General features: G+C 59.8%; 25 protein-coding genes. 6 read left to right on the forward strand and 19 right to left on the reverse strand.

Annotation, left to right across the window (positions count from 1 at the left end; genetic code table 11):
• Positions 1 to 111: 111 nt before the first annotated feature.
• The 10 genes from ACTF58_RS09440 to ACTF58_RS09485 form a co-directional block, all read right to left on the reverse strand.
• Positions 112 to 1,101, reverse strand: a complete 990-nt coding sequence (locus tag ACTF58_RS09440) for an ester cyclase (protein WP_438991727.1) — start codon at positions 1,099 to 1,101, stop codon at positions 112 to 114.
• Positions 1,098 to 2,117 carry a LacI family DNA-binding transcriptional regulator gene (locus ACTF58_RS09445; RefSeq protein ID WP_438991728.1) on the reverse strand — a complete coding sequence of 340 codons (1,020 nt, stop codon included), beginning with the start codon at positions 2,115 to 2,117 and terminating at the stop codon, positions 1,098 to 1,100. The genes ACTF58_RS09440 and ACTF58_RS09445 overlap by 4 nt, the downstream gene beginning before the upstream one ends.
• The gene (locus tag ACTF58_RS09450) at positions 2,117 to 2,881 is read right to left on the reverse strand and encodes an SDR family NAD(P)-dependent oxidoreductase (protein WP_438991729.1); all 765 of its coding nucleotides are present in this window, start codon (positions 2,879 to 2,881) and stop codon (positions 2,117 to 2,119) included. Before ACTF58_RS09450 ends, ACTF58_RS09445 begins: the two co-directional genes overlap by 1 nt.
• On the reverse strand, positions 2,878 to 3,933 hold the full coding sequence (locus ACTF58_RS09455) for an ester cyclase (RefSeq protein WP_438991730.1): 1,056 nt from the start codon (positions 3,931 to 3,933) through the stop codon (positions 2,878 to 2,880). The genes ACTF58_RS09450 and ACTF58_RS09455 overlap by 4 nt, the downstream gene beginning before the upstream one ends.
• A 5-nt stretch (positions 3,934 to 3,938) precedes the next feature.
• Entirely contained in the window at positions 3,939 to 5,270 is a 1,332-nt protein-coding gene (gene hisD, locus ACTF58_RS09460; protein ID WP_273498615.1) for a histidinol dehydrogenase, read from the reverse strand.
• 13 nt (positions 5,271 to 5,283) lie between these two features.
• The gene (locus ACTF58_RS09465) at positions 5,284 to 5,817 is read right to left on the reverse strand and encodes an ester cyclase (protein WP_438991731.1); all 534 of its coding nucleotides are present in this window, start codon (positions 5,815 to 5,817) and stop codon (positions 5,284 to 5,286) included.
• Between the two features lie 12 nt (positions 5,818 to 5,829).
• A complete protein-coding gene (locus ACTF58_RS09470; RefSeq protein ID WP_438991732.1) occupies positions 5,830 to 6,984 on the reverse strand; it encodes a carbohydrate ABC transporter permease in 1,155 nt (384 codons plus the stop codon).
• Between the two features lies 1 nt (position 6,985).
• On the reverse strand, positions 6,986 to 8,008 hold the full coding sequence (locus ACTF58_RS09475) for a carbohydrate ABC transporter permease (RefSeq protein ID WP_273498612.1): 1,023 nt from the start codon (positions 8,006 to 8,008) through the stop codon (positions 6,986 to 6,988).
• 89 nt (positions 8,009 to 8,097) lie between these two features.
• Positions 8,098 to 9,303 (reverse strand): ABC transporter substrate-binding protein, encoded by a 1,206-nt coding sequence (locus ACTF58_RS09480; protein ID WP_273498611.1) that lies wholly within the window; start codon positions 9,301 to 9,303, stop codon positions 8,098 to 8,100.
• Between the two features lie 89 nt (positions 9,304 to 9,392).
• Positions 9,393 to 10,442, reverse strand: a complete 1,050-nt coding sequence (locus tag ACTF58_RS09485; protein ID WP_438991733.1) for an ABC transporter ATP-binding protein — start codon at positions 10,440 to 10,442, stop codon at positions 9,393 to 9,395.
• 131 nt (positions 10,443 to 10,573) lie between these two features.
• On the opposite strand from ACTF58_RS09485, the gene ACTF58_RS09490 reads away from it, so the two are divergent.
• Positions 10,574 to 11,578: a nuclear transport factor 2 family protein gene (locus ACTF58_RS09490; protein WP_438991734.1), complete on the forward strand. Its 1,005-nt coding sequence runs from the start codon at positions 10,574 to 10,576 to the stop codon at positions 11,576 to 11,578.
• Positions 11,575 to 12,450 (forward strand): amidohydrolase family protein, encoded by an 876-nt coding sequence (locus ACTF58_RS09495; RefSeq protein WP_438991735.1) that lies wholly within the window; start codon positions 11,575 to 11,577, stop codon positions 12,448 to 12,450. The genes ACTF58_RS09490 and ACTF58_RS09495 overlap by 4 nt, the downstream gene beginning before the upstream one ends.
• Before the next feature lie 234 nt (positions 12,451 to 12,684).
• On the opposite strand, the gene ACTF58_RS09500 is transcribed toward ACTF58_RS09495, so the two are convergent.
• Positions 12,685 to 15,915 carry an efflux RND transporter permease subunit gene (locus ACTF58_RS09500; RefSeq protein WP_438991736.1) on the reverse strand — a complete coding sequence of 1,077 codons (3,231 nt, stop codon included), beginning with the start codon at positions 15,913 to 15,915 and terminating at the stop codon, positions 12,685 to 12,687.
• Positions 15,905 to 16,903, reverse strand: a complete 999-nt coding sequence (locus ACTF58_RS09505; RefSeq protein WP_438991737.1) for an efflux RND transporter periplasmic adaptor subunit — start codon at positions 16,901 to 16,903, stop codon at positions 15,905 to 15,907. Before ACTF58_RS09505 ends, ACTF58_RS09500 begins: the two co-directional genes overlap by 11 nt.
• A 155-nt stretch (positions 16,904 to 17,058) precedes the next feature.
• On the opposite strand from ACTF58_RS09505, the gene ACTF58_RS09510 reads away from it, so the two are divergent.
• Both ACTF58_RS09510 and ACTF58_RS09515 read left to right on the forward strand, forming a co-directional pair.
• Entirely contained in the window at positions 17,059 to 17,373 is a 315-nt protein-coding gene (locus ACTF58_RS09510) for an ArsR/SmtB family transcription factor (RefSeq protein WP_438991738.1), read from the forward strand.
• 54 nt (positions 17,374 to 17,427) lie between these two features.
• Entirely contained in the window at positions 17,428 to 18,480 is a 1,053-nt protein-coding gene (locus tag ACTF58_RS09515; protein WP_438991739.1) for a permease, read from the forward strand.
• Positions 18,481 to 18,486: 6 nt separating this feature from the next.
• Here the strand turns inward: ACTF58_RS09515 and ACTF58_RS09520 are convergent, their stop codons facing one another.
• Genes ACTF58_RS09520 through ACTF58_RS09550 form a run of 7 tightly spaced genes read right to left on the reverse strand, consistent with a single transcriptional unit; the run spans position 18,487 to position 24,679 of the window.
• Entirely contained in the window at positions 18,487 to 19,218 is a 732-nt protein-coding gene (locus tag ACTF58_RS09520; protein ID WP_438991740.1) for an SDR family NAD(P)-dependent oxidoreductase, read from the reverse strand.
• Positions 19,215 to 19,760 carry a DUF3833 domain-containing protein gene (locus ACTF58_RS09525; RefSeq protein WP_438991741.1) on the reverse strand — a complete coding sequence of 182 codons (546 nt, stop codon included), beginning with the start codon at positions 19,758 to 19,760 and terminating at the stop codon, positions 19,215 to 19,217. The genes ACTF58_RS09520 and ACTF58_RS09525 overlap by 4 nt, the downstream gene beginning before the upstream one ends.
• Positions 19,757 to 20,986, reverse strand: coding sequence for an MFS transporter (locus ACTF58_RS09530; protein ID WP_438991742.1), 1,230 nt, complete (start codon positions 20,984 to 20,986; stop codon positions 19,757 to 19,759). The genes ACTF58_RS09525 and ACTF58_RS09530 overlap by 4 nt, the downstream gene beginning before the upstream one ends.
• A gap of 1 nt (position 20,987) precedes the next feature.
• Positions 20,988 to 21,506 carry a chalcone isomerase family protein gene (locus ACTF58_RS09535; RefSeq protein WP_438991743.1) on the reverse strand — a complete coding sequence of 173 codons (519 nt, stop codon included), beginning with the start codon at positions 21,504 to 21,506 and terminating at the stop codon, positions 20,988 to 20,990.
• Positions 21,499 to 22,659 (reverse strand): class I SAM-dependent methyltransferase, encoded by a 1,161-nt coding sequence (locus ACTF58_RS09540; RefSeq protein WP_438991744.1) that lies wholly within the window; start codon positions 22,657 to 22,659, stop codon positions 21,499 to 21,501. The genes ACTF58_RS09535 and ACTF58_RS09540 overlap by 8 nt, the downstream gene beginning before the upstream one ends.
• Positions 22,659 to 23,405: a DUF1365 domain-containing protein gene (locus ACTF58_RS09545; RefSeq protein WP_438991745.1), complete on the reverse strand. Its 747-nt coding sequence runs from the start codon at positions 23,403 to 23,405 to the stop codon at positions 22,659 to 22,661. The genes ACTF58_RS09540 and ACTF58_RS09545 overlap by 1 nt, the downstream gene beginning before the upstream one ends.
• Positions 23,402 to 24,679 (reverse strand): NAD(P)/FAD-dependent oxidoreductase, encoded by a 1,278-nt coding sequence (locus ACTF58_RS09550; RefSeq protein ID WP_438991746.1) that lies wholly within the window; start codon positions 24,677 to 24,679, stop codon positions 23,402 to 23,404. Before ACTF58_RS09550 ends, ACTF58_RS09545 begins: the two co-directional genes overlap by 4 nt.
• A 233-nt stretch (positions 24,680 to 24,912) precedes the next feature.
• Here ACTF58_RS09550 and ACTF58_RS09555 point away from each other — a divergent pair, with 233 nt between their 5' ends.
• Both ACTF58_RS09555 and ACTF58_RS09560 read left to right on the forward strand, forming a co-directional pair.
• Positions 24,913 to 25,437, forward strand: a complete 525-nt coding sequence (locus ACTF58_RS09555; RefSeq protein ID WP_438991776.1) for a sigma-70 family RNA polymerase sigma factor — start codon at positions 24,913 to 24,915, stop codon at positions 25,435 to 25,437.
• Positions 25,434 to 26,066: a ChrR family anti-sigma-E factor gene (locus ACTF58_RS09560; protein WP_438991747.1), complete on the forward strand. Its 633-nt coding sequence runs from the start codon at positions 25,434 to 25,436 to the stop codon at positions 26,064 to 26,066. The genes ACTF58_RS09555 and ACTF58_RS09560 overlap by 4 nt, the downstream gene beginning before the upstream one ends.
• Positions 26,067 to 26,098: the final 32 nt, after the last annotated feature.

The raw sequence follows: 26,098 nt of genomic DNA on the forward strand, positions 1-26,098 counted from the left end.
TTGTCCTGTGTGAACGGCGCTAGGAGCCGGGCGGACGCAGATTGAGCCGCCTTGCGCGGCGGCTCGCCAGAAAGCCGTGACGGCGCTTGAGATGTCGAGCACGAAAGGTCATCAAAGGTCGCCTGTTTGCATCAGGATCTGCTTCCAGACAGCTGTTTCGTCAAACAGGGTCCATTCACGGCGCAGGCGGATATCGCTGCCGACAAGCTCGCCCCATTCGGCCTGAGAAATCCCGAGGAGATAGACCTCGGCCCCTGTGGGCACACCGAACGCGCCCCAGCCTGTGTGTTTGCCATGAAGCGACCAGCGCAGCGCAGAGCGCGGCGGCATATTCGGATCATCGCGGCCAATGACGTGATCAATCTTGAACTCGGCATCTGGAAAGGCCGCGCGCAGCCCCATCCAGAACTCATCGACCGCGCCCCAGCCGTGGCCTGTTTCGCCACCGGGATAATGCGAGGTGACGGCGCGGTCATAGCTTTGCTCTATCAGGCGCATATCAGCGTTCATCATGCCTGTGAGCAGCGCGGCGTGACGCTGGCCCCATTCGTTCTCGTTGCCACGGCCTTTATAGGGGCCGACTTTGTCAGTCTTGGGCGTGAGCGGCTGCACGCAGCGCTCGGGGCCGCCTTCGCGGGCGATCAGATCGCGGGCGAAATCCTTGGCCTCCCAGCCGATCTGGCGGACAATCGCGGTCTGGTCGCGGATCAGCCATTCGTCATTGATCTGGTTGTCGATCGCGTGACAGTCCGCAAGAATCCGGTAGCGCAGTTTTTTGCCCGAGGCCGCGCCATAAACGCCGTCATGGGCGTGGGTCGCTGTCGAGATGATCCGGTGTGAGGACAGCATCCCGTCATCGGGCGTGCCTGACCAGATCACATCTTCGCCCAAGAGCTGACGATCAGGGAATTCGGCGAGTGTTGCCATTGTCGCGCCAATGACCTTTTCGTTGCCGATCACCACCGAGGCAGGAGAGCGCACGACGATATCGGGCGAATAATAGTGGTGAAGCGTGGCGATACCACGGTCTTCCCAGATTTCTTTGGTGATGCCGATAATGTAATCGGGGAAATCCTTGAAGTGGTTTGAGAAGCCTTTCATGAGGTCCATCCTTTGGGAATTTTGGCAGAGCCGCGCACAACAAGGGGGCCGTCGATCCGGATTTGTTGAGGCGCGGCGGACTGCGTGTTGATCTGGCTCAAGAGGAGCGAAACGGTTTGGGCCACCATACGGCCAGCAGGCTGGCGCACCGTGGTCAGGCTATAGGCAGGCCAAGCGGCCATGGGCACATCATCATAGCCCACCACCGAGACATCTTGGGGCACGCTGAGACCAAGCTCAAAGCGCAGCGTATCCATCACCGCGAAACACATATGGTCATTGGCGACAAAGACCGCTTCGGGCGGATCGGCGGCAAACATCCGCAATGTCGCCTCGCGCGCGCCTTGCATGGTATATTGGCCGACCTCACGGCTGTGCAGCGACAGGCCCGCTTTGGCAAGCTCTTGCGTGAAGCCAAGCTCACGGTCGCGTTGTGTCGAGGCGCCTTCCCAGCCTGCGATATAGCCAATCTTTTTGTGGCCCGCAGCGAGCAGGAACTCGGCCACTTTCTGGCCACCGGCAAGGTTGTCTGATGTGACGGCCGAAATTTCGGCACTGTCCTGAGCACGGTTGAACAGCACAAGCGGCACCCCCGCCACACGACAGCGCTCTGTCAGATCAGACGACATCGCCACCGAGGCGGCGACAATCCCGTCGACTTGATAATCAAGGATCTCTTCGACCACCCCGTCAATATCACCCGCCGTTTGGGAGGCCATGAAGACCAGCACATGATAGCCCTCGGCCTGAAGCGCATTGGAGAGCCGTTGCAGCGCTTCGGGGTAGAACTGGTTGTCGAGATAAGCGACCACAAGCCCGATGATACGGCTTTTGCCCGAGACCATGGCCCGCGCCAGAACATTGGGACGATAGCCCAGCTCTTTGGCGGCTTTTTTCACTTTCGCCGCTGTGGCAGAAGAAGCCGACGCCCCAGGCGTAAAGACACGGCTCACCGCAGACTGGCTCACGCCTGCCTTGGCTGCAACTTCTGCCGAGGTGACCTTGCCCATCCCCATCAGTCGGCTGTCCAACCTCCGTCAATCAGCATCGAGCTGCCTGTGACAAGGCTTGAGGCCGGCGAGGCCAGATAGAGCACCGCACCCATGATATCCTCGACTGTGCCCGTGCGGCCCAGCTTGATTTTCTCTTCGATCCAAGCGACGCGGGCGGGGTCTGCGAAGGTTGGCTCTGTCAGAGGCGTGCGAATGAAGGTCGGGCAAATCGTATTGATACGGATGCGCGACTTGCCCCATTCGATCGCCATGGCTTTGACCATGCCTTCAAGGCCGAATTTCGAGGCACAGTAGACCGCGCGATCAATCCCGCCGACATGGCCCATCTGGGAGGAGATGTGAATAATGCTGCCTTCAATCCCTGCGTCCTGCATGGATTTGGCAGCCCATGCCGAGAGAAAATAGGCTCCGCGCAGATTGATATTCATCACCGCATCAAAATCTTCGGGGGCCGTGTCAAAGGCGGGGCCGTGCTTGGCATAGCCCGCCGCGTTCACGACAATATCAAAGGGCGCCTGCTCTGTCAGAACGCCTTGAATGGCCTCAAGGTCAGACACATCGAGCGCCAGAGCTTCGGCAGACCAGCCCAGCGCTGTCATTTCTGCCACTGTTGCGTCAAGCCGCTCCAGCCCGCGTGCGGAGCAGACCACGTGAGCGCCCGCTTCGGCCAAGGCCACAGCGCAGCCCTGACCAATACCGGAGGAGGCACCTGTGACCAGCGCACGCTTGCCTGAAAGTTTCATCGAAGGGGTTTTGGGAAGGGTCATGAGCTTAGTCCTGTCGGGATATTGAGGGGCGATACGTGACGCACCTTATTGAACTCGCGCAGGCGTGCAAAGACATCAACCCCAAGTTGGCGATAGGCATCAAGCAGGTCGACCAAGACCCAGTTTTCGCGGATCTTGCCGTTTTCCAGCCGCCAGAAATCGAGGCTACGCATGGTGATTTTTTTGCCAGACGGCGCAATGCCCATCCAGCCATCATGGGTGACGGTCTGGATCATGTTGGGCCAGCCCGTCACAGCCGCATACTCGCCCTCGCCAAAGAAGTGATAGGTTATGTCGCTGACATATTGGCCACGGTCGGGCATGGCGCTGAGAAACGGGATTTGATGCCAGTTGCGAAAGCCCGAAACGCCACGGCCTGTGCCGATCCCTGCGGGGCCATACCAGCTCATCCGTTCGTGCCAGAAGCGGTCCATTTCCATAACCTCAGGCCCGCCTTGGGAGGGGTGACGCTTCATATGCTCCAGCATATCGACGATGTGACGCTTGGTTGCCTCGCCTTTGGCGGCATCATAGGGCGCAGTCTGGAGGCCATCGCAGGTTGCTGGCGCGGGCACCGCCCACTCACGGCCCAGTGAGGGCGCCATTGGCCAAGCGCTGGCCTGCATCATCAGCTCGGGGATATCCCAGATCGCCTGAAACTCGACGATCTTGCCCTCTTCCATGCGGTAAAACTCGTGAAAGCGCATATGGGCCATGTGGCCTGTGGGCGGAATATCAAGCCAAGGCGCGGCAAAGGTTCCTGTGTAATAGCCGCCACAGCCGACCCATTCGGCACCGTTATCATCAGGGCCTGCCATGACGATGTAATCACGGCGCTCCAGATCGGGGAAGGCCGCAAAGAGCCCCCCATAGGCGGCCTCATAAAACGCATCTGGCCCTGTGCTGTCGCCCAGCGGGTGGCAGTGGTGAAACACCGCATCAGGCACAGCGGCCGCTTTGAGCGCGGCGCGCACGCCCGCTTCGCTGAAGTCATACATCGCGGCGCGCAGGGGCGCTATGACTGCTTTGTTCCGGGTTTGAAGATCTGTCACCGAGCTTACTCCGCCGCGTCGCGATAGGGGGCGCCTTCGCCGTAAGGCACATTCAGCCCGCCGTAGCGGCGCACGCGAATGTTGCATTGCTCGGCATGGCCGACAAAGCCTTCGAGCATACAAAGGCGCGAGCCGTATTCACCGATCATCGTGGCGGCCTCGTCTGTCAGAACGCGCTGGTAACTGTGGGTTTTGAGGAATTTGCCAACCCAGAGACCGCCTGTGTAGCGGCCTGCCTTTTTGGTGGGCAGGGTGTGGTTTGTGCCAATGACCTTGTCGCCATTGGCGACATTGGTGCGCGCCCCAAGGAACAGCGCGCCATAGCAGGTCATATGCTCAAGGAACCAATCATCACGATCTGTCATCACCTGCACGTGCTCGGAGGCGATATCGTCGGCCACAGCGAGCATCTCGTCATAGGTGTCGCAGACAATCACCTCGCCGTAGTCTTCCCAGCTTTTGCGGGCGGTGTCGGCTGTGGGCAGGATTGTCAGGATGCGTTCGATTTCGGCCATGGTGGCGCGGGCGAGCTTTTCGGAATTGGTCAGCAAGACGCAGGGCGAGTTGTAGCCGTGCTCGGCTTGGCCCAAAAGATCGGTGGCGCAGAGCTCGGCATCGGCCGCGGTTTCATCCGCGATCACCATTGTCTCTGTCGGGCCTGCGAAGAGATCGATTCCGACACGGCCAAAGAGCTGGCGCTTGGCTTCGGCCACAAAGGCATTGCCCGGACCAACGAGGAGGTGCACGGGGGCGATCGTTTCGGTTCCGATCGCCATGGCACCGACGGCCTGAATGCCGCCGAGCACATAGATTTCATGGGCGCCGCCAAGGTGCATCGCAGCAATCACCGCAGGGTTGGGCACCCCATTGAAGGGCGGCGTGCAGGCAATAATACGCGGCACACCCGCAACGCTCGCAGTGGCGACAGACATATGCGCGGAAGCCACCATGGGGAATTTGCCGCCCGGCACGTAGCAGCCGACAGATTGCACAGGGATATTCTTGTGGCCAAGGATCACACCGGGTAGCGTTTCGACTTCGATATCCAGCATGGAGTCGCGCTGCGCTTGGGCAAAGTTGCGCACTTGCTCCTGAGCAAATTTCAGATCGGCCATTTCCTGCGGCGAGACCTGCGCGATGATCTCTTCGATCTCGGCGTCAGAGAGGCGGTATGTCTCGCGGTCATAGCCATCAAACTTATTGGCCAGTTCGCGCACGGCCACGTCGCCGCGGGCTTCGATGTCTTTCAGCGTGGCGGCAACCGCATTGGCAACTTGGGCGTCGTCTTCGGCGCGGTCGGCGGCGGGTTTGCCTTGTTTGAGGTATGTAATGCTCATGCCAGTATCCTTCTTAAATGTTGTTCGGTTGGGGCGGCGTGCGCTCGCCCCTGTCAAATGTTTCCCAGCCTTCGCCTGCGAAGACGTCATGGCCGAGTTGTGCCAGCACATGGGGGAAATCAACCATCACGTAATTGTCTGTGATCTTGCCGTCTTCCACTTTCCAGAAATCCATATAACGGATTTCGATCCGCTTTCCTGTGGCAGGAATGCCCATGAACTCGCCGTGATGTGTCGCCTCTTGGCGGCCAAAGGCGGCGGCCCACTCGCCCATAAAGAGGCGGGCTTCATCAACACAGACCTTGTCGCCAAAGGCGGCTTGGAAGGGCTTTTGCCAATTGTCCTGAAACGCCTGAAGCCCGTGCTTTGTGCCGCAGCCTGTGTTGCCCATCCAGCGGAAGCTCTGGGCAAAAAACTCACCGATGTCTGCGATGCGGTGGTCATTCAGGCCATCAACCATCCCTTCGATCACCGCTTTGGTCTCGGCGGTTTTGCCAAGGTCGGTGTCGCGGGTGAGCGTGGCTTGTTCGGGGCGTGCGCCTGCCATGGGTCTGTTCTCCTAGCCTTTCACAGCGCCAGCGGTCAGCCCGCTGACGATCTGACGTTGAAAAATCATCACGAGCAAAAAGAGCGGTGCCGTGATGGAAACGGCGGCAGCGACGGCCACGACCTGATCTGTGGTTGTGGTCTCCATGTTGAACATCCCTGCAATGGCGGGAACCATGGTCTGGTTTTGCGCATCAAGCAGCAGGGAGGTGACGAGGAAGTCGTTGTAACCGAGCAGAAAGCTGAACAGACCTGTGGTGATCACACCTGGCCACATCACCGGCATAATCACACGGCGAAAGGCCTGAAAATGCGAGCAGCCGTCAACGCGCGCGGCTTCGTCCAGCTCGGCGGGAATGTTCTGAAAGAACGAGCGCAGCATCCAGATTGTGAAAGGCTGGTTGATCGCCACCAAAACCGCAATCACCGCCCATGGCTTGCCATAGAGTGTCGGGGCGTTCTCGCCCAAGATCGGCGCGAGCCATTCAGCCGAGCTGATGAAAACAGGCAGATAGCCCGCCACCAGAACCGAATGCGGCAGCGCCCGAAACACCAGCGCGACAATGAGAATCCAGAACGCCAGATTGGAGCCCGAGCGCGCAAGGCCATAGCCCGCCAGCGTGCCGACTGTTAGCGAAACAGTGACCACGCCCGCTGTCACCAAGAGAGAGTTCTGGAAGTTCTGCGAGAAGCCGCGATCAACCCAGACCGTGACATAATGTTCGGTCGTGAAACCCATGATGTTCTGACCGAGCGGGCCGAGCCATGGCCCCAGAACGGAGCTGAGCCAAGGCGCAACACCAAAGAGCAGCACCAGCGCGCCAAGCGCCACAGCCGCGCCACCGACCAGCCAGCCAACCACCTGAACGCCACGGGGCGAATAGGCCTCGACCAACCCGCCCAAGCGCTTGATCACAAAGCGCGCGGTGAGCCAGACAACGCCCGCAAAGAGCGCAATATCAAGAAGCGAAATGCCCTTGCCTGCGGCCAAAGTATTAGGGCCGAAGACAACACTGAGGGCATTGTCGTTGAAGGCATCAACCGGAGCCTTGAAGCTCATCACCAAGATCCAGAAGATCGGGAAGGCGGCCACAAGGCACCAAAAGGCAAGGAAGGACGCCGAGGCAAGTTTGAGGCCCGCAGGCTGCTGCATGGTTTTGGCGCTCATGTCAGTGGCTCCCTTTATGTTCGCGCCATGTGCGGCGCAATGGTGCGATCAACAGCAGAACAATGCCGATCATGGTGAGCATGGCACTGGCCGAGGCGCGGCTGATCGAGCGGTTGCCGGCCTGATCAGGCACGAGGAAATCATAGGTCAGCCATTGCAGCGAAATCACGTGGCCCTGACTTGAGAAGCCGACAATTTCTTCAAACACGCGGTAGCTGTCCATCAGGTGAATCATGGTGACAAACACAATCAGCGGCATCAGATGCGGGATGACCACATAGCGCAGGCGCTGCCAGCGGCTTGCGCCATCAATCACTGCGCTTTCAAGGCTGTCTTGATTGACGGTTTGCAGACCCGCGTAAAAGACAATGGCGGCAAAGGGGGCCACGTGCCAAACGCGGTAAAACATCATCAGAATTTCGATGGTCCAGGCTTGGGCAAACATGGCAATGTCGCGCGCCAGCCACCATTCGAGCGTCGCCGTCAGAATACCGTCGCCGCGAAACAGCCAGTTGATCGACAGAGCGCCGATGACAGGCGTGATAATAAACGGCAAGAGAGAGACAAAAATAACGGGGCCGCGCACACGCTTTGAGGCGTTGTTAATCACCAAGGCGATCAGCAGGCCAAAGCCGAGCACGAGCGGCAAAGTGATCAGCGTAAAGGAGAGCGTAAAGCGCAGGGCTTTCCAGAAATCAATCGTCTGGAAGGCGCGCCAACTGCCATTGAGCAACGCCTCTTTGGCGCGGCCCAGTTCCAGAACATTGGCATAGCTCTGAAGGCCGATGAACTTCTTCACCTTGATAATTTCGCCGTTCTCATCCAGCCGCGGAACCGATTTGATCTCGGTTGTGCAGGTCTGCGTGAGGAAACCCGGGGTGCAGGTTTCGACTTCGACGCTCTCATAGATCGGCTGATGGAGATAAAAGCTTTGCGAAAACACGCTGAGCAGCGGGAACGCTATGAACAGCAGCATCATGACGATCGAGGGGCCGACAAAGGCGGCAAATGTCTTGAATGGCAAGGAACGACCCTCCGAGAGTGCCGCCAGTCTGGCGGAGTTTCTTGAAAAATGCGGGGCCGCACCACCGGTGGCACAGCCCCGCTAAAGGCTTACTTCACAAGACCTGCTTCTTTTGCAGCTGTCATGTAGGCGGCTTCGATATCAGCCAAAGTGGTTTCGGCGTCTTTTGCACCATTGAGGTAATCGGCGATGCCGTTGCCCAGAACAGTGTGCATGATGCCCATCGGGCCAGACGCAGGATAGGGACGTGCGCCCGCAGCAGCAGTCGCAGCCGCACCAGCGGCGAGCGGACCTGCGGTGAAGCCGTCAACGAGCCAGACAGCGGCGTCATTGTTGGCTGCAATCACTTCAGGCTTCAGGCCTTCCATAACCAGCTTGAAAGCGGCTTCGGCTTCTTCATCCGTGATGTTGGCTGCAATCACGATACCATCCCACCAAAGCGAGCTGGCTGGCGCAACTGAGCCCATAGGCGCGGCTGACATCTTCACTTTGCCAACAACCTGGCTTTCGGCCGCGTCATTCATAGCACCTGCGCGCGAGGCCCAGAGGTTTGCCATGGCGATTTTGCCTTGCTGGAACTGCTGCTGAACATATGTCGAGTCCGAGACAAGATACTCGGGGTCCATATAGGCTGTCAGCGATTTCATCACTTCAAGCGCCGCAACGCCTTGGGCGTTGTTGATGTTTGGCATATTACCTTCAGCGATAAAGTCACCGCCTTCACCAAGGAAGTTGTTGACGAATTCTTCGGCGAGGTTCCAGCCTGTTTTGAAGGTGCCGCCAATCGCGTAATCCACAACGCCAGCGGCATTGATCTTTTCGGCAGCCGCCATCATTTCGGCGTAGGTTGTTGGCTCGGCGATGCCGAGATCAGCCAGAATATCTTCGCGATACATCAGGTGCTGGGCATTGACCATCATGGCGACAGCATAGGTTTTGCCATCGATTTTGATCATCTGGTTTGGCTTGATGCTTTGGCCGTATTTGGCAATCAGATCATCGAGCGGACGGATTGTGCCTGCGTTGAGCAGCGGAATAAGCGTCGCGTTGGCCACACCACCGATGTGGTAAAGAGACGGGTTCGCGGCAAAGGCTTCTGGCTGCTTTTCCTTGAACTCCTGATCGAGTGAGGCTTCGAAGTTGCCACATTCTGCCATGGCGTCTGTGACGACTTTCCAGGCTTCAAAGCCCGCTGACAGCGACTTGAGCGGAACGGTGTTTTCGTAAGAACAGGCCATTGCGCCTGTGCCCAGAAGCGAGGCCGCGCCCGCAAGAAGAAGATGTTTCAGTTTCATGAGATACTCCCGGTTGTGGTTTGGTCTGCCGTGCACGCGCAGACCTTGGTGACGCGCTCTTGTTTTGCGAGCGCTAAGGTATCGGGGGTTTAGCCCCCAATTCGGTCGCCACTTGCTGTGTCAAACAGGTGGCAGTGATCCAGCGGAATAGAGATGGAAACCTCTTCGCCGATTTTGGCGCGGAATGTCTTATCGGCCTTCACCGAGACAAGCGCGCCGCCAATGCGAACTGCGATCATGGTGGCGTCGCCAAGAAGCTCCATTGTATAGACGGGCGCTGTGATCTGGCCGCCGCTTTCAACGAGGCTGGCGTCTTCGGCGCGAAAGCCGAGCGTGACCTGACCATCGGGCGCGCTCAACCCTGCGAGCGCAGTGTTCTGTGCGGCGAATTTACCGCCTGTTAAGGTGCCTTCGATCAAATTCATCGCAGGAGAGCCGATAAAGCTTGCCACAAAGGTATTGGCGGGGGTGTCGTAAATTTCGGTCGGGCTGCCGACCTGCTGAACGATACCTTTTTTCATAACCACAACGCGGTCGGCCAGTGTCATCGCCTCGATCTGGTCATGCGTGACATAAATCGTGGTCACGGCCAGCTCGTGGCTCAGGTTTTTGATTTGGGCGCGGGTGGAAACGCGCAGCTTTGCATCAAGATTGGACAGGGGTTCATCCATGAGAAACACGTTTGGCTCACGCACAATCGCACGGGCAAGCGCAACGCGCTGGCGCTGGCCGCCAGACAGCTCGGCGGGCTTGCGATGAAGGAATTCATCCAGCTCAACCATCGCCGAGGCGCGGCGGACTTTTTCATCATGGGTGGCAGGGTCAACGCCGCGCACCTTGAGCGGAAAGCGGATATTTTCATAGACGTTCATGTTGGGATAGAGCGCGTAGCTCTGAAACACCATGGCGACATCGCGGTCTTTTGGCTCAAGGTCGTTGACGACTTTGCCGTCGATCAGGATTTCACCTTCGGTGACATCTTCAAGCCCTGCGATCATCCGCATGGTTGTGGTCTTGCCGCAGCCAGAAGGGCCAAGCAGCACAAGGAACTCGCGGTCATGAATTGTCAGGTCAAAATTCTTGACCCCAACAAAATTGCCCCAACGCTTGCCCAGATTGCGCAGTTGAATTTCAGCCATCTTCCCCCCTTGAACCGTATGTTTTGCATACGCTTGCAAGAACAGTAGACAAGGCCATTGCCTTTTGGCAAGATAATTTTGCAAGCGTATGCAAAAGCGAATACGCAGAACAATACGTGCTGGAGAAAAGCGTGAGTTTTCAAGACGAAAAGCAAGTGGTGCGCGCCTATTATGCGGCGCTTGAAGCGGCCAATGTGGAAGATCTGAGCACCGTCACGACACAGTTTTATGCCGCCGAATCTCTCTGGCGCGGGTTTCATCCGTTTGACGAGATCACCTCGCCAGAAGAGATTGCGACACGGTTTTGGGCGCCTCTTAAAACAAGCCTCACCTCGCTGCAGCGGCGCATGGATATCTTCATGGCGGGCGAAAACAAGCTCGGTGCGGGCGTCTGGGTCTGCTCGATGGGCCACCTTATGGGGCTGTTTGATGCGCCATGGCTCGGGATCAGGCCCACAGGCAAACTGGCCATGCTCCGCTACGCCGCGTTTCACCGTGTTGAAGGCGGAAAAATTCATGAAACGGCGATGTATTTTGATATCCCGCATTTGATGGTGCAGGCGGGGCAGGATCCTTTTGGGCCGCAGACGGGGCAGCATATGGTGCAGCCGGGGCCGCGGACGCAGGACGGGCTGATGTTTAACGCACAGCCCGCTGCCGAGGGCGAGGCCACTTGGGCTGCGATTGATTCGATGATCAATGACCTTGGCACATGGCAGCTGGGGCTGCCTTTGGAAGACGAGCTGCGGCGGACGTGGCAGGAGGATATGCTTTGGTGGGGGCCAGAGGGCATTGGCGCGACCTATACGATCGAGCGCTATGCCAAGCAGCATTCTGGCCCCTTCCGCGCGGCCTTTGCCGAGCGCTCCAAGACCCAGCATATCTGCCGCATGGCAGAAGGCCACTATGGCGGCTTTTTTGGTTGGCCGAACTTCACCGCCCTGCAAACCGGCGGGTTTATGGGCCTGCCTGCGGGGAAAGAAAAAGGCGAGTTCCGTGTCATTGATATTTATCGCCGTGAGGGCGACAAACTGGCCGAGAACTGGATTTTCATCGACCTGTTGCACTTCCTTAAAACGCAGGGTGTTGATGTGTTGGGACGGATGGAAAGCCTCGGCAGCGGGCACGCAAAATGATTGATGCACATCATCATTTGTGGGATCTGAACGCGGTCCATTACCCATGGCTTATGGCCAAGGGCGTCACGCGGTTTTTCGGCGATCCAGCGCCGATCCAGCGCGATTATCTCCTCCCCGAATTTCGAGAGGATGCCGCAGGTTTTCATGGCGCAGACTTTCATGGCTCTGTGCATATTCAGGTGGGTGCAGAGAGCGGCTTGGCAGAGGCGAAATGGGTCCAATCTGTTGCGGATACTGCGCCTGATTGGGCCATGGCGCAGGTGGTTTTTTGTGATCTGACATCAAGCGACCTTGACGCACAACTGACTGAATTTGCGAGTCTTTCCACGGTGCGGGGCCTGCGCCAAATTGTCGGGCGCGCGCCCGAAGAAGACGCGGTCAGCGGGACCAACACGCTTTTGCAAAGCGACGCCTTCAAAGACGGGCTGCGCGAGGCCGCCGCGCGGGGCCTCAGCTTTGATTTGCAGCTCACGCCGCCTTTGATGGAGGCGACGGCCAAGGTTTTATCAGACGTCCCCGCGCTCAAGGTGGCGCTGTGCCATGCGGGCAGCCCGTTTGACAGAACGCCCGAAGGCATAGCGCTTTGGGCCACGCAAATAAGAGATCTGGCCGCCCTGCCCCATGTCAGCTGCAAGCTTTCGGGGCTGGGTATGTTTGACCACAGCTGGACCGCAGCGCGCATTGCTCCGATTGTGCAAACCTGCCTTGACCTTTTCGGGCCAGAGCGGGCGATGTTTGGCTCCAATTTCCCTGTCGACAGCCTCTCTTCAAGCTATGCCACGCTGCTCGGTGCCTATCAGGAGCTGATCCCCGAAGCGATGCAGCCAGCCGTCTTTGGCGAGACGGCGCGCGCCTTTTACAGACTTTGAGTTTGGCCGCTTTGGGCATGGCAGGGTTAACCAAGGCTTAAGCCTGCGTTGGGCGTGCTTAACGCCGCCTCGGAGGGCTGATTCTAGGGGGGTGATAAGCGTGCACCCCCCGTGCACCCTGCGTGCACCCCCCAAACGCCCGAACGTTAAGCGAAATTAACTTAACGCGGCGCACGGCGGGGCAACAGAGCTGTCAGGTTTTGCCCCCAATATCGCCCGCTCGCCAGCGCGGGCCTAAGCCGTTTTGAAAATCCTGTAAATCGCAGGGATCACCAGCACGGTGAGCAACGTAGAACTCAGAAGCCCGAAGAGCAGCGAGATGGCGAGGCCTTGAAAGATCGGGTCTGTCAGGATCACCACCGCGCCAATCATCGCCGCAATCGCTGTGAGCAGGATCGGCTTGAAGCGGATTGCGCCGGCCTCGATCAGAATGTCGATCTCGGTTTTGCCTGCGGTATCGGCGTGGCGGATGAAATCGACCAGAAGGATCGAATTGCGCACAATGATACCCGCAAGGGCGATAAAACCGATCATCGAAGTGGCCGAGAAGGGCGCGTTGAAGAGGAGGTGGCCCAGCATGATCCCGAGAAAGGTGAGCGGAATGGGCGTTAGAATGACAAGCGGCAGGCGGAAGGAGCCGAACTGCGCCACGACGAGAATATAGATCCCTAACAGCGCCACGCCAAAGGCGGCCCCCATGTCGCGGAAGGTCACCCATGTGACCTCCCATTCGCCATCCCACAAGAGCGTGACATGGCTCTCGTCATGGGGCTGGCCATTGAGGCTGATCACAGGCTTTGTGCCTTCGGGCCAGTCCATCGCATCAAGCTCTTCAGAGACAGCGATCATACCATAGAGCGGGGCCTCAAACTGGCCTGCCATCTCGCCTGTGACCATCTCGGCAAAGCGGCCATTGTGGCGAAAGAGCGGGAAGCTGGCGCGCTCTTCCGATAGGGTAATCACATCGCCCAGCTCGACCACGCCTTTGGCTCCGGGAAGGAGATTGGCGGGAATGGGGGTGCTGAGAGTGGCTTCATTGAGCAGGCGCGCCGATTTGGGGCGCGCGACTTCAAGCGGGATCGGCCTGCGGCCTTCGCCACGGTGTGAATAGCCTACCGTTGTGGCGCTGTTGAGCAGGGCCATTGTGGAGAAGACATCGCTTTCGGCAACGCCGAAGAAATCCATGTTGTCGCCTGCAATCGTGGCGCGCAAGCGGCGGGGCTGCTCTCCGAAGCTGTCATCGACATCGACGATATAGGGCACGGCCTCAAAGGCGGCGCGGATCTTGCGGGCGGCTTCGCGGCGAGCCTCGGGCGTGGGGCCGTAGACCTCGGCCAGCAGCGTCGAAATCACCGGCGGGCCGGGGGGCGGCTCGACTGTTTTGAGGCTTGTATTTGCGGGCAGATCAAGCGCCTCAAGGCGGCTGCGAATATCGAGCGCGATCTCGTGGCTGGTGCGGCTGCGCTCGCCTTTGGGGGTGAGGTTGATTTGCACATCGCCGAGGTGTGGCTCGGCGCGCAAGTAATAGTGCCGCACGAGGCCATTGAAATTGAACGGCGCGGCTGTGCCTGCGTGGGTCTGGGCCGAGAGCACTTCGGGCATGGCCACGACCGTGCGCGCCACCGCTTGGGCGACCGCATCTGTCGCCTCGGTCGAGGCGCCTTCAGGCAGATCAACCATGACCGAAAGCTCTGATTTATTGTCAAAGGGCAGCAGCTTGACTGTGACATCTTGGGTGTAGAGCAAGCCGAGCGAGCCAAAGGAGAGCACGACCGTGACAAAGAGAAAGAGCGCGCTGCGCGCCTTTGTCTTAAGCAGGGGGCGGGCCACGGCGCTATACATCCGCCCCAGCGTGCCGCCTGCATGGCCGTGGCCCGCGTCATGGTCTGCCATCGGGGCTTTGCCTGCGACTTTGACCATGAGCCAGGGGGTGATGATCACGGCGACAAAGAAGGAAAACACCATCGCTGCCGACGCATTGGCGGGAATCGGGCTCATGTAAGGCCCCATGAGGCCCGAGACGAAGAGCATGGGCAGAAGCGCGGCCACCACTGTGAGCGTGGCAACAATGGTCGGATTGCCGACTTCGGCGACAGCGTTGATGGCTTGTTCTGCGCGGGAGGTTTTGCCACTCGCGTTTTGCGGCATCCCCCAGTGGCGGGCGATATTCTCGATCACCACAATCGCGTCATCCACGAGAATGCCAATCGAGAAAATGAGCGCAAAGAGCGAAACGCGGTTGAGCGTGTAGCCCATGATATAGGCGGCAAAGAGCGTGAGTAGGATGGTTACGGGAATGACAATCGCGACCACAATGCTTTCGCGCCAGCCGACGGCTATGAGCACCAGAGCGATAATTGAGACGGTCGCGAGGCCGAGGTGAAAGAGCAGCTCGTTGGCTTTTTCATCGGCGGTTTCGCCGTAGTCGCGGGTTATGTCGACGCGCACGCTGTCGGGGATCAGGCTGCCTTTGAGGCTGTCGACCTGCTCAATGAGGTGTTCGGCGACGACAACGGCGTTGGCCCCTGCCCGCTTGGCGAGCGCGAGGGTCACGGCGGGGGTGCGCACGGCGGTGCCGTCAGCGGCGCGGGTGACATTGGCGACGATCTGTTCGGAGGTGTCGGGCACAAAGGAGACATCGGCGACATCACGCAGATAGACGGGTCTGTTGTCGCGCGTTGTGAGCAGAAGATTGGCAACCTCGGAGGGCGCTGTGAGGGTCTGGCCTGCGACGAGGCCGATCATCTCGCCACCGTTTTGGCCAGTGTCGCGCACAAGGCCTGTGTTGAGCGTGCGGTTTGCGCCTTCGACCTTGCCGACAAGCTGCTGGAGCGTGACGCCATAGAGCGCGAGGCGCTCGGGGTCGGGGGCGATACGGATCGCTTCCTGCGCCTCGCCGACGATATAGGAGAGGCCAAGATCGGGCGTTTTGGAAAGCTCGGTGCGCAGCTCGCGGGCGATGCGCGTCAGGTCATTGGCGGTGATGCCCGTGTCGGGCGCAGGCGAGAGTGTCAGCGACACAATCGCAACATCATCAATCCCGCGGCCAATGATCAGCGGCTCGGGAATACCCACCGGGATCTGGTCCAGATTGGCGCGCATCTTGGTATGGACCCGCAGGATCGCGGCGTCCGCAGGTGTGCCCACATCAAAGCGGGCGGTGACCATGGCGGCGTCATCGCGCGTGGAGGAATAGATATGCTCAACCCCGTTGATGCCTTTGACGATGGTTTCCATCGGCTCTGTCACAAGCTTGACGGCGTCTTCGGCTTTCAGGCCAGAGGCGGTGATATGAATATCGACCAGCGGCACAGAAATCTGCGGCTCTTCCTCGCGGGGCAATGCGCCAAGCGCGACGAGGCCCACGGCGAGCGAGGCTATGATAAATAGCGGGGTCAGGGGCGAGGCGATGAAGGCTTTGGTGAGCCAGCCCGCAAGGCCGAGAGAGAAGGGCTTAGTTGTCATGGGTCTGCTCCCGAGGCGCGGCGAGCGTGTCACCTGCGCGCAGGCCTGTGAGAACTTCGACCATCTCTGCGCCGTCATGCTCCAGAACGCCGCCAAGCACCACAGCGCGCCGGACGCGGGCCTCGCCCTCGGACAGCGTGACAAAATCAAGCCCCGAGACGGTCTGCACAGAAGCAGACGGCACCAGCAGCGCCTTGCGCACCCCGACAGGCAAGCGCACGAGAACGCGGGTGTTGACGAAGCTGTCAGACAGCGCCGCCACCTCGACATCGGCAATGACGCGGCCATTTTCGATCAGCGGATAAATCTTGGCGAGCGTGCCTGTGGCAGGGCCAGAAGGTGTTTCGATATGGATGGTGGCACCCTCGCTCAGCACAGAGACAAAACGCTCTGGCACAGCGAGGCGCAAAAAGGCTCCGCCGCCGCCAATCAGCACCACAGGCTCACCCGGCATCAGCACCGAATCGCGCGTCACAGGCACGCTCAGGACGCGGCCCGCAACAGGCGCGAGGACTTTGCCCTCGCTCGCTTGCTGCGCAACAACCCGACGGTTGGCACGGGCGGCGGCGACCTGATTTTTCACAACGTCGGCCTGTGTGCGGATGGCGTCAAGGCTTTGGGCCGTGATGACGCCGCGCTCCAGCAGCGCTTCGCCACGGGTCAGCTCGTCTTGGGCGTTGGCGAGCTGTGCGCCAAGGGCCTCGATCTGGGCGTCGATTGCGCCAAGTTGAAAGGTCAGTTTGTCATCAACAATCTCGGCAAGCACCTGCCCTGCGCGCACGCTGTCGCCCTCGGTAACGGTCAGCGACAAAAGCGTCCCGCCGATACGGGCGCGCGCCGAAATCCTGTCGCGCGTGTCAATCTGACCATAGACCGCCTTCCACTCGGTCATCAAAACAGGCGCAAGCGGCTCGGGCGCTTGGGCCAGCGTGGCAAGGGGAAGAAGCGCAAGACAGAGCGCAACGAACGGGAGACGCAAGCTAAACATCGGGCAAATCCTTCGCGTGATTGCGGGAAATAATTTATACATATGAAAATTAGAATATGTTATTTGGGTGCAAAAGAAAAGAGGCTTTCTGTGCGGCTTGAACATGGCTTGGCCATTTATGTTTACAAAACTAGATATATAGTTATATTGTAGGTATGATGACACAAGCCACAACAGCCCTCGCCCTTGCCGCCCTCGGCCATGACACCCGTCTGGGGATCTTCCGCCTTTTGGTGCGCGCAGGGCATGAGGGCATGAACGTCGGCGAGATTGGCCAGCACCTCGGCATGGCCCCCTCGACGCTGGCGCACCATTTGGGCGCGCTTGTGGAGGCGGGGCTTGTCACGCAGGAGCGGCAGGGCCGCCTGATCCTCAACCGTGTGGATTATGACGTTATGAACCAGACGCTCGCCTTTTTGACGGCGGAGTGCTGTGTCGGCGTCAAGCTCACAGAGGAGGACGCGGCCTGACACGCGGCTTTGTTTTTTTACCTCAAACACACCGACTTTTCTAGGGATATAGATATGAGTGACCACGCCCTCCCCCCGCGCCCTCAGATGGCTGCGTTTCTGCATATGATGTGGAGCCGCGAGAAAGTCTGGCTTTTCTCTGCGCTATTGCTTGCTGTTTTGTTTCTGCTGATCCCTGCGCAGGGCGCGACGAGCGCCGCGTTTGCAGCGCAAAATCTACTCAATGTCGCGCCTTTTCTGATCCTCTCGATCGGGATCGCGGCCTATGCGGGGGCGACGGGAGCCGACGGCTTGATCGCGCGGGCCTTTACCGGCTCGCCTGTGGTGATGATCTTGATCGCGGCGCTCGCGGGCGGGCTTTCGCCCTTCTGCTCTTGCGGGGTCATTCCCTTGATCGCGGCGCTTTTGGCTATGGGCGTTCCTTTGTCGGCGGTCATGGCCTTCTGGCTGGCTTCGCCTGTGATGGACCCGTCGATGTTTATGCTCACCACCGGCGTTCTCGGCTTTGAATTTGCGGTGGCCAAGACGCTGACGGCGGTGGGCCTCGGGGTCTTTGGCGGGGTCACTGTGCATCTGATTGCGCGGGCGGGCGGGCTTGCCGACCCTCTGCGCGAGGGCGTGGGCAATGGCGGCTGCGGCGCGTCAAAGGTGCGCAGCGTGCAGCCTGTTGTCTGGCGCTTCTGGAGCGAGGACGAACGGGTGCAAAAGTTCTGGCGCGAGGGGGTGAAGACCACGCTTTTCTTGGCCAAGTGGCTAACGCTGGCCTTTCTCTTGGAGAGCCTGATGCTGGCGTGGCTGCCTGCCGATCTCGTGGCCTCGGCCTTGGGCGGCACGGGGCTTGCGCCGATCGGGATTGCTACGCTTGTGGGCGTGCCTGCTTATCTCAATGGCTATGCTGCGCTGCCGCTTGTGGGCGGATTGATGGAACAGGGCATGGCGCCTGGCGCGGGTCTTGCTTTCCTTGTGGCGGGGGGCGTCAGCTCTTTGCCTGCGGCGGTGGCTGTCTGGGCGCTCGTCAAGCGGCAGGTGTTTGCGCTTTATATTGCCTTGGCGCTGGTTGGCTCCTTTGCCAGCGGGCTTCTGTTCCAGCTTTGGGTGACTGTCTGAGGCGCGTCAGACTTTGCTGAAGAGTTTGAGCCAGAGCGCGCGGGGCGTGAAGCGCGCGAGCGAGAAGAGCCAAGCGAAGGGCTTGGGGAAGGCTGTTTCAAAGCGGGTGCTTTTCATGGCTTTGACAACATGGTCGGCCGCCACTTCGGGGCTCATCAGCTGGGGCATTTTGAAGGCGTTTTTTGCGGTCAGGCGGGTGGCGATAAAGCCCGGGTTGATGGTCTGGACCTTGACGCCTGTTTTGTGCAGGTCAGCATAGAGCGTTTCGCCCATATGCATGAGCGCCGCTTTTGACGCGCCATAGCCTATGGACCCCGGCAAGCCGCGATAGCCCGCGAGCGAGCCGATCAGGACGATATGGCCCGCGTCTTTGGCGACAAAGGCTGGCACGGTCTCGCCCAGCACGTGAAGCCCGCCTGTGAAGTTGACCGCGCACATCTGCTCGACGGCCTCGGTGTTCCAGCTTTGGGCTTTCATCGGGTCGTAATAGCCAGCGAGATAGACCACGCCATCCAGCGGGCCAGCCTCTGCGGCGGCGGCGGCCACGGAGGCGGCGTCTGTGACATCAAGCGGCGCAATGCGCGCCTTGGGCAGGCTGGCGGCCAGCGCGGCGAGCTTTGCTTCGGAGCGGGCCGAGAGCACGAGATGCGCACCCTCCGAGGCGAGCGCACGGGCCAGCGCCTCGCCAAGGCCCTCGCTGGCGCCAACGAGCCAGTATGTCTTGCCAGCCAAGCTCAATTGACAGGCCGCATGGTGGCGATCAGCTCGGCGACTTTGATGCCGAATTTGCGCATCTCTGAGCGGTTGAGGATATTGCCGTTTTCCATGAGATAGAGCCAGTCTGTGACATCCAGCACATGGCTGCCCGCCTCTTGGGGCAGGCGGATCTTATAGGTCATACGCACGGCGTTGCCGATTTGCTGGCCTTTGGCCTCGCCGATCACATCGCTGGCTGTGGCTGTGAACTGGCCGTTTTCGCCCATGGTCAGAAACCATTTGCGCGACTGGGTGTTGCCTGTGTCATAGGTGAACTCTTCGGCGAGAGAGCCTGTATTGCCGTCCCACTGGCCTGTGAAATCGGCAATAAAACGCGAAGTGACGCGGCCTGTGGGGCCATAGATCATGCCTTCGGACACAAGCGTGCCGCTGAGGGCCACGCGGATATCAAAGGCAGGCGTATTGCCCGCATAATCCGCCAGCTTCTGGCTTTTGAAGGAAAACCCGGGGCGAAAAGCGATCAGCGCCAGAACGAGTATGACAAGGAGCATGAGGATCTTCATGGTGTGTTTACCTCCTGAGGTAGGCGGGCGACAAGAATGATCGCCGCGATTTTTATGATGCAGGGAACGACCGCATAGGCAAGGGTGAGCGTTGTCAGCGCTTGCGGTGTATTGGCAGCGTTTGGCGTATATCCCGCGAGCTGAAGCGCGGGCAGTGCGAGGGCAGCGGCGAGCGCCAGCGAGAGCTTGCCCGCAAAGGACCAGAGGCCAAAGGCCGCCCCCGCAGAGAGGCCCGCGCGCGCAAGCGCTGTGGAAAAGAGCACCGGCAGAATAACCATATCCGCCCCCAAAGCCGCCCCGGAGGCCAGACAAATGAGCGCGAAACCCAGCGCCGCGCCTTGCGGCAAAAGGGCCGCGCCCATGAAGCTCACAATCGCCAGCGTCATGGCGATGGGAAGGATACGGCGCGCGCCAAAGCGGCGCACAAGCCCGCTCCAGAACGGAACGCTGAGCGCAGCGGCGAGAAAGAAGAGCATGAGCAGCGGACCTGCGAGCGTGTCGAGGCCAAGCTTGTCTTGGACGAAGAAGAGAAAGAGCGTCGAGGTCAGTGCCACAGGCAGGCTGTTGATCAGCGCGATCCAGAGAAGCTGCACGCCGCCCGCGCTTTTGAGGGCAGACAGCTGCATCGGCGAGGTGGCCGGGCCAGCAATGTGCCAGAGCGGGCGGGTCAGCAGCCAGACGGCCCCCGCCAGCGCCACAAGACCAAGGCCGAAGGCAGGATATCCGCCGCCCCCCGCGCCTGCGGCCACAAAAAGCGTGGGCGCGAGGGCGGCGAGAAGCACGCCGACAAGACTGCCGCCCTCACGGTAGGCGGCAAGCGTCACAAGGCCTGCTTCGCCGCCCGCGAGCGCTGTGGACTGGCCATAAAAGAGGATACTGCCAAGACTATGCGCCGTAAAAAGCAACGCGAGGCCCAAGATAAGCCAGAAGATCTGGCCCGCCGTTGGCAAGACCGTAAACACCAGCGCAAAGCCGAGCGCGAGGCCCAGAAGCGCCAGCGCCGCAAAGAGCGCGCGGGCCTTGGGAAAGCGGTCTACCATACGGCCCAAGAGCGGATCTTGGACAAAATCAAGCACCCGTAGCCCGATCAGCAGGCCGCCCAAAGCGCCAAGGCTCATGCCCAGCTCGCCACTCGCATAGGCGGGCAAGTGGATATAGAGCGGCAAGCCCGCAGCCGCGAGCATCAGCGCAAAGAGGCTGACTTGGGCGTTGGTGGCGCGGGACATATCAGAGGCCTTTGAGCTTGCGGGAGGCGCGAGACGAGCGACTGTTGTCAGAGAGCCAGATATTGAGAAAACGCTTGCCAATGCTGGCTTGAGTGAGCCTGCAGGTTTTTGCGCCGTTGAAGAAAAGATCAACCGAGGCGGCGTTGCGCGCCACGGCTGTGAAGCGGTCTCCGCGCACAACGTCGCGCAGGCAGCGATCAAGATCAGCCACAATTTCGGGATGATCGGCGCGGTTGCCTTCAAGGCGCTTCAGCTCGTCACGGGTCGCGTTGACGAGCTTCGTGCGCGGCAGTTTGCGCGCATAGGTCAGCTCGATCGCCATCGGATTTTGCCAGCTGAAGGCGGCGCCATTCGGGGTATAGAGCGCGGCGTCATAGAGCTTGAGGCCGAGCCATGTGAAGGGCACATCAGAAATCGCCTTGGCATTTTTGACGCCTGCCGCGTCGATATAGGATTTGGCCGCCACAGGGCTGACCAGCAGGGGAAAACAAAGCACTAGATACAGAAACAGTTTAGGCATGAGCCAACTCCACTTGAACAACATCGGTTTGTTTGACGCCGAAGGAGGCGGCGCAAATCTGCAAATAAAACTGCCAGCTGCGCAGGTGCGCCTCAGAATAACCGATCTCTTTGATGCGCTTCACATTGGCGTCCATGCGCGCGGACCAGTGGCGCAGCGTCTGGGCGTAATCCTGACCGAAGGCAAAGCTGCCTTTGACGCGCAGCCCCGCGCGGCGGGCCTCATCGGCAATCACCGCATCAGACAAAAGCATCCCGCCAGGAAAGGTGTATTGGCGGATGAAATCAGAGCTGGAGCGATAAATATCAAAGTAGGCATCTGGCACTGTGATCGCCTGAACAACGGCGCGGCCATCGCGCGCCAGACGCTGCTTGAGCATCGCAAAGTAGCTCGGCCAGTAGCGTTCGCCCACGGCTTCGATCATCTCGATGGAGACGATATTGTCATAGGTGCCTGCGGTGTTGCGATAGTCGCAAAACTCGATTGCGGCGCGGCCATCAAGGCGGGCATCGGCATAGCCTTTTTGAGCCTTGGAGATGGTGATGCCTGTGACATTGCGGCCCTGATCGGCGGCGCGCTCGGCAAAGCTGCCCCAGCCGCAACCGACCTCAAGCACGCTTTCGCCGCCGCCAAGGCGCGAGAGGACACGGTCAAGCTTGCGGTTTTGGGCGCGGGTGAGGTCGGTGTCGCCCGAAGTGAAGAGCGCCGAAGAATAGCTCATGCCCTCGTCCAGCCAGAGCTGGTAGAATTCGTTGCCCGTGTCGTAGTGCGAGCGGATGTTGCGCGCCGCGCCTTTGACAGAATTGGCCCGCAGCAAGCGGTCCACGGCGCGGAACTTGAGCGTGTTCCAGCGGTTTGGATAAGCAAACGGCTCAAGCGTGGCGAGATTGGAAATCGCCACACGGCCCAGCGCCTCAATCGACGGCGTGGTCCAGAGACCCGCGACATAGGTTTCGCCGAGGCCGACATCGCCGCGCGCGGCAATGGCGGCTATGGCAGACCAGTCGCGGATCACCATTTCGGCGGCATCGCCTGTGCCGTTGCCAAAGCTGTGGCGGTGGCCCTCGGGCGTGACGACTTCAAGCGCGCCATCATCAATCTGGGCGCAGGTGTCGAGAAAGTCATGCGCAATGCGGCGTGTGATAAAGCCCATCAGCTTACCTCTTCTTCTGGTGGCAAAGGACGGCGACGGAACGGCGCGCCTTTGATGTAAAGTTTGACTGCTTGCCAGTGAATCAGCGCAAGCGCCCGCAGCGGCCCGAACGGGCGACGCAGGGCTGCGCCCAAGATGCGCCTGTTGGAGAGCGGCGCACGCGGCCCGAAGAGCGTGGCAATCAGCCCCTCCTCGCCGTTTTCATGCGCGATACGGATCGAGATACGCTCTGCCGTGATATCAAAGTTGAACTGGTAGATGCCCTGCACCTCCTGAAAGGGCGAGACGTGAAATATCTTTTCTGCCACGATCCTGTCTTCACGGCGGATCGGGGCAAAGCCTTCTCGCTTGCACAGATAGCTGTGACGGTCGCCCATGGTGTTGCTGACTTCGGCAATCACGGCGACCAGATCTGCGCCCCTATAAGCCAGCCAGAAACTCACAGGGTTGAACACATAGCCCAGAAAGCTCGGCTGCGTCAGAAGCCGGATACGGCCAGTCTTTAGCCCCGCTGCGGCGAAAACCTCTTGCGCCCACGCCAGCCCCTTGCCCTGTTTGGGCGGGCCGCCATGGTTTTTGTCGTGCACCGAGGCAAGATTGAACGCATTGCGCGAAAACAGCGCGACCTTTGACGGCGCTTCAGGGTCGATCAACACATAGTCGACACTGTAGCGAAAAGCGTTGTGAACATTGCCACGGCGCGCATGGGTCGTGGCACCGGCGATATGTTCGGCTCCGCCCGTCATACACTCACCCGCTCAATCTCGCGCGCGACACGCACCGCGCTGGCAAAGCCGTCTTCGTGAAAACCGTTGCGCAGCCATGCGCCCGCAAACCATGTATTGCGTGTGCCCTGCATCTGTTTGATCTCTTGCTGCGCCTTGAGAGCGGGGCCGTCAAAAACAGGGTGGCGGAAGCTCTTCTGATCATAGATCAACTCGTCGCGCACAGGCGAATAAGGGTTGAGCGAGACAAACAGCGGGTCTGTCTCGGGAATATTCTGCAAGCGGTTCATCCAGTAGGTCACGCCGATAGAGGGCGCGTCGACATTGCCGTCTGCCTTATAAATCCAGCTTGACCAGCAGGCCTTGCGCTTGGGCATCTGCGCGGTGTCACGGTGCAAGACCATCTGGTTGTCCTGATAGCCGACAGCCGAGAGAAGCCGCGTCTCCTCGGCGCTCGGATCGGCCAGAAGTGCGAGCGCCTCGTCGGAGTGACAGGCCATAATGACCTGATCAAACTCTGCTGTGCCGCCCTCGGCCTTGATCATGACGCGCCCCGCCTCCCGCTTGACCGCGGTGATCGGCGCGCTGGTGCGCAGTGTGACACCCGTGGCGCGCAAGTGGCGCTCAAGGCGGGTGACGTATTCAATCGAGCCGCCCGAGACCGTATACCACTGGTGTGGCTGCGTGGCGGTGAGCAGCGCGTGATTGGAGAAGAAGCGCACCAGCGATTTGGCGGGAAAGGCGCGGATGTCTTGTGTGGGGCTTGACCAGATCGCGCCACAGATCGGCATCAGGTAATAGCGCTCAAACCATGTCCCAAGGCCAAGCTCGCGCACCAGCTCGCCGATTGTCATATCATCAGAAGTGGCCGTGGCTTCGGCGCGGGCATTGAAGCGCAGGATATCGCGGATCATCCGCAAATATCCGGGCCGTAGCGCATTGCGGCGCTGGCCAAACACACTCTTGAGCGTTTGCAGCCCGTATTCCACGCGCCCGTTGTCAATCGTGGCACCAAAGCTCATATTTGACTTTTCGACAGGCACATCCAGATCATGAAACATCCGCGTAAGATGCGGATAGTTCACATAATTGAAGACAATAAACCCTGTATCAACAGGCTGATCGCCGTTGAGACCCGCAAGCTTGGTGCGGGCATGGCCGCCCAGACGCGGCGCAGCTTCGTAGAGTGTGACGTCGTGCTGCGGCGCAAGCTTATAGGCTGCGCTCATGCCGGAAATTCCGCCGCCAACAATGGCAATGCGCTGGCGCTTCTGAGGGGGGGCATCAAATGACATGGAAACTCCGCTTGGATTTGAGCAGGTTACGCCCTGAACGGCGCAACAGATCATTTTTGCTTACGATATATGATCTGACCGCCAACCGCCCGCGTAAAAGACATATGTTGAGCTTTGAAACAGAACCAGATCTTGCGCCTGCCCCCGTGATCGCTAGGGTGGCGGCCGAGCAAATTATTCATTCTTTTCAAGGCAAACCAAAGTTGAACCCTTACTCTGAAGAGACCCGCCTTATGCTGGCTGTGCGCGACAACCGCGACAAGAGAGCCTTCGGGAAGCTGTTTGACCACTTCGGCCCGAGGCTGAAGGGGGTTGCCATGCGCTCGGGCCTCAGCTCGGGACAAGCCGAAGACATGGTGCAAGATGTGATGCTGACGCTGTGGCGCAAGGCGCATCTGTTTGATCCGACCCGCGCCCAGGTTTCGAGCTGGCTCTACCAGATTGCGCGCAACCGCCAGATCGACATTCTGCGCAAAGAAAACCGCCCGATGCCTGAGGCGCTCAAAGCCGAAAGCGAAGCGACAGAGGAAAGCGCCGCCGACTCGCTGGCGCTTGATCAGGAGGTCAGCGCGCTCAAACAGGCGCTCGCCAAGCTCAAGCCGGCGCAGCGCGAGATGGTCGAAAAGGCCTATCTCGGCGAGCTGTCGCACACAGATATAGAAGCCGAAACGGGCCTGCCACTGGGGACAATCAAATCGCGCATCAGGCTCGGCCTCGAAAAACTGCGCCACGAACTGGACGGAATACGCAAGTCATGACCATCAAACATCATATCCCCGATGCCCTGATGCTGGAATATGCCAGCGGGCGCATGGCCGAACCTTTCGCCCTTGTCGTCGCGACACATATCTCGCTCTGCGACGAGTGCCGCGCACGCCTGGCCGCGCATGAAATGGCCGGTGGCGCCGTAATGGAAGCCCATGAGGGCGCCGATCTGTCAGGCGGCTTGCGCGAGAACGTCATGGCGCAGCTCGATGACGCCGTAGAAGACGCGCCCGTCTACGAGCGCTCCAGCATTTTTCCCGCCCCCGTCATGGAGGCGCTCAAAGGCCGCCCGCCAAAGTGGAAGCCCTTGGGCCGCGGCGTGCGCCAATCGATCCTGCGCCACGGCAAGTCAGGCTCGGTGCGCCTGCTTTATATTCCACCGGGGCTTGATATGCCCGACCACTCCCACGGCGGGCTTGAGCTGACACTTGTGTTGCAAGGGGCCTTCAGCGATGAGGGCGGGCGCTTTGGGGTTGGCGATGTCGAGGTCGCAGACGACCACGTCGAGCACAAACCCGTGGCCGCCAAAGGCGAGGCCTGCATCTGCCTTGCCGCCACAGACGCGGCCCTGAAATTCAACGCCTTTATTCCAAAGCTCTTCCAGCCGATCTTCCGCATCTAGGGATTCCTCTTTCCAGAAATATCCCAGGGGGT

Source organism: Lentibacter sp., assembly GCF_965657785.1.
GTDB lineage: Bacteria > Pseudomonadota > Alphaproteobacteria > Rhodobacterales > Rhodobacteraceae > Lentibacter.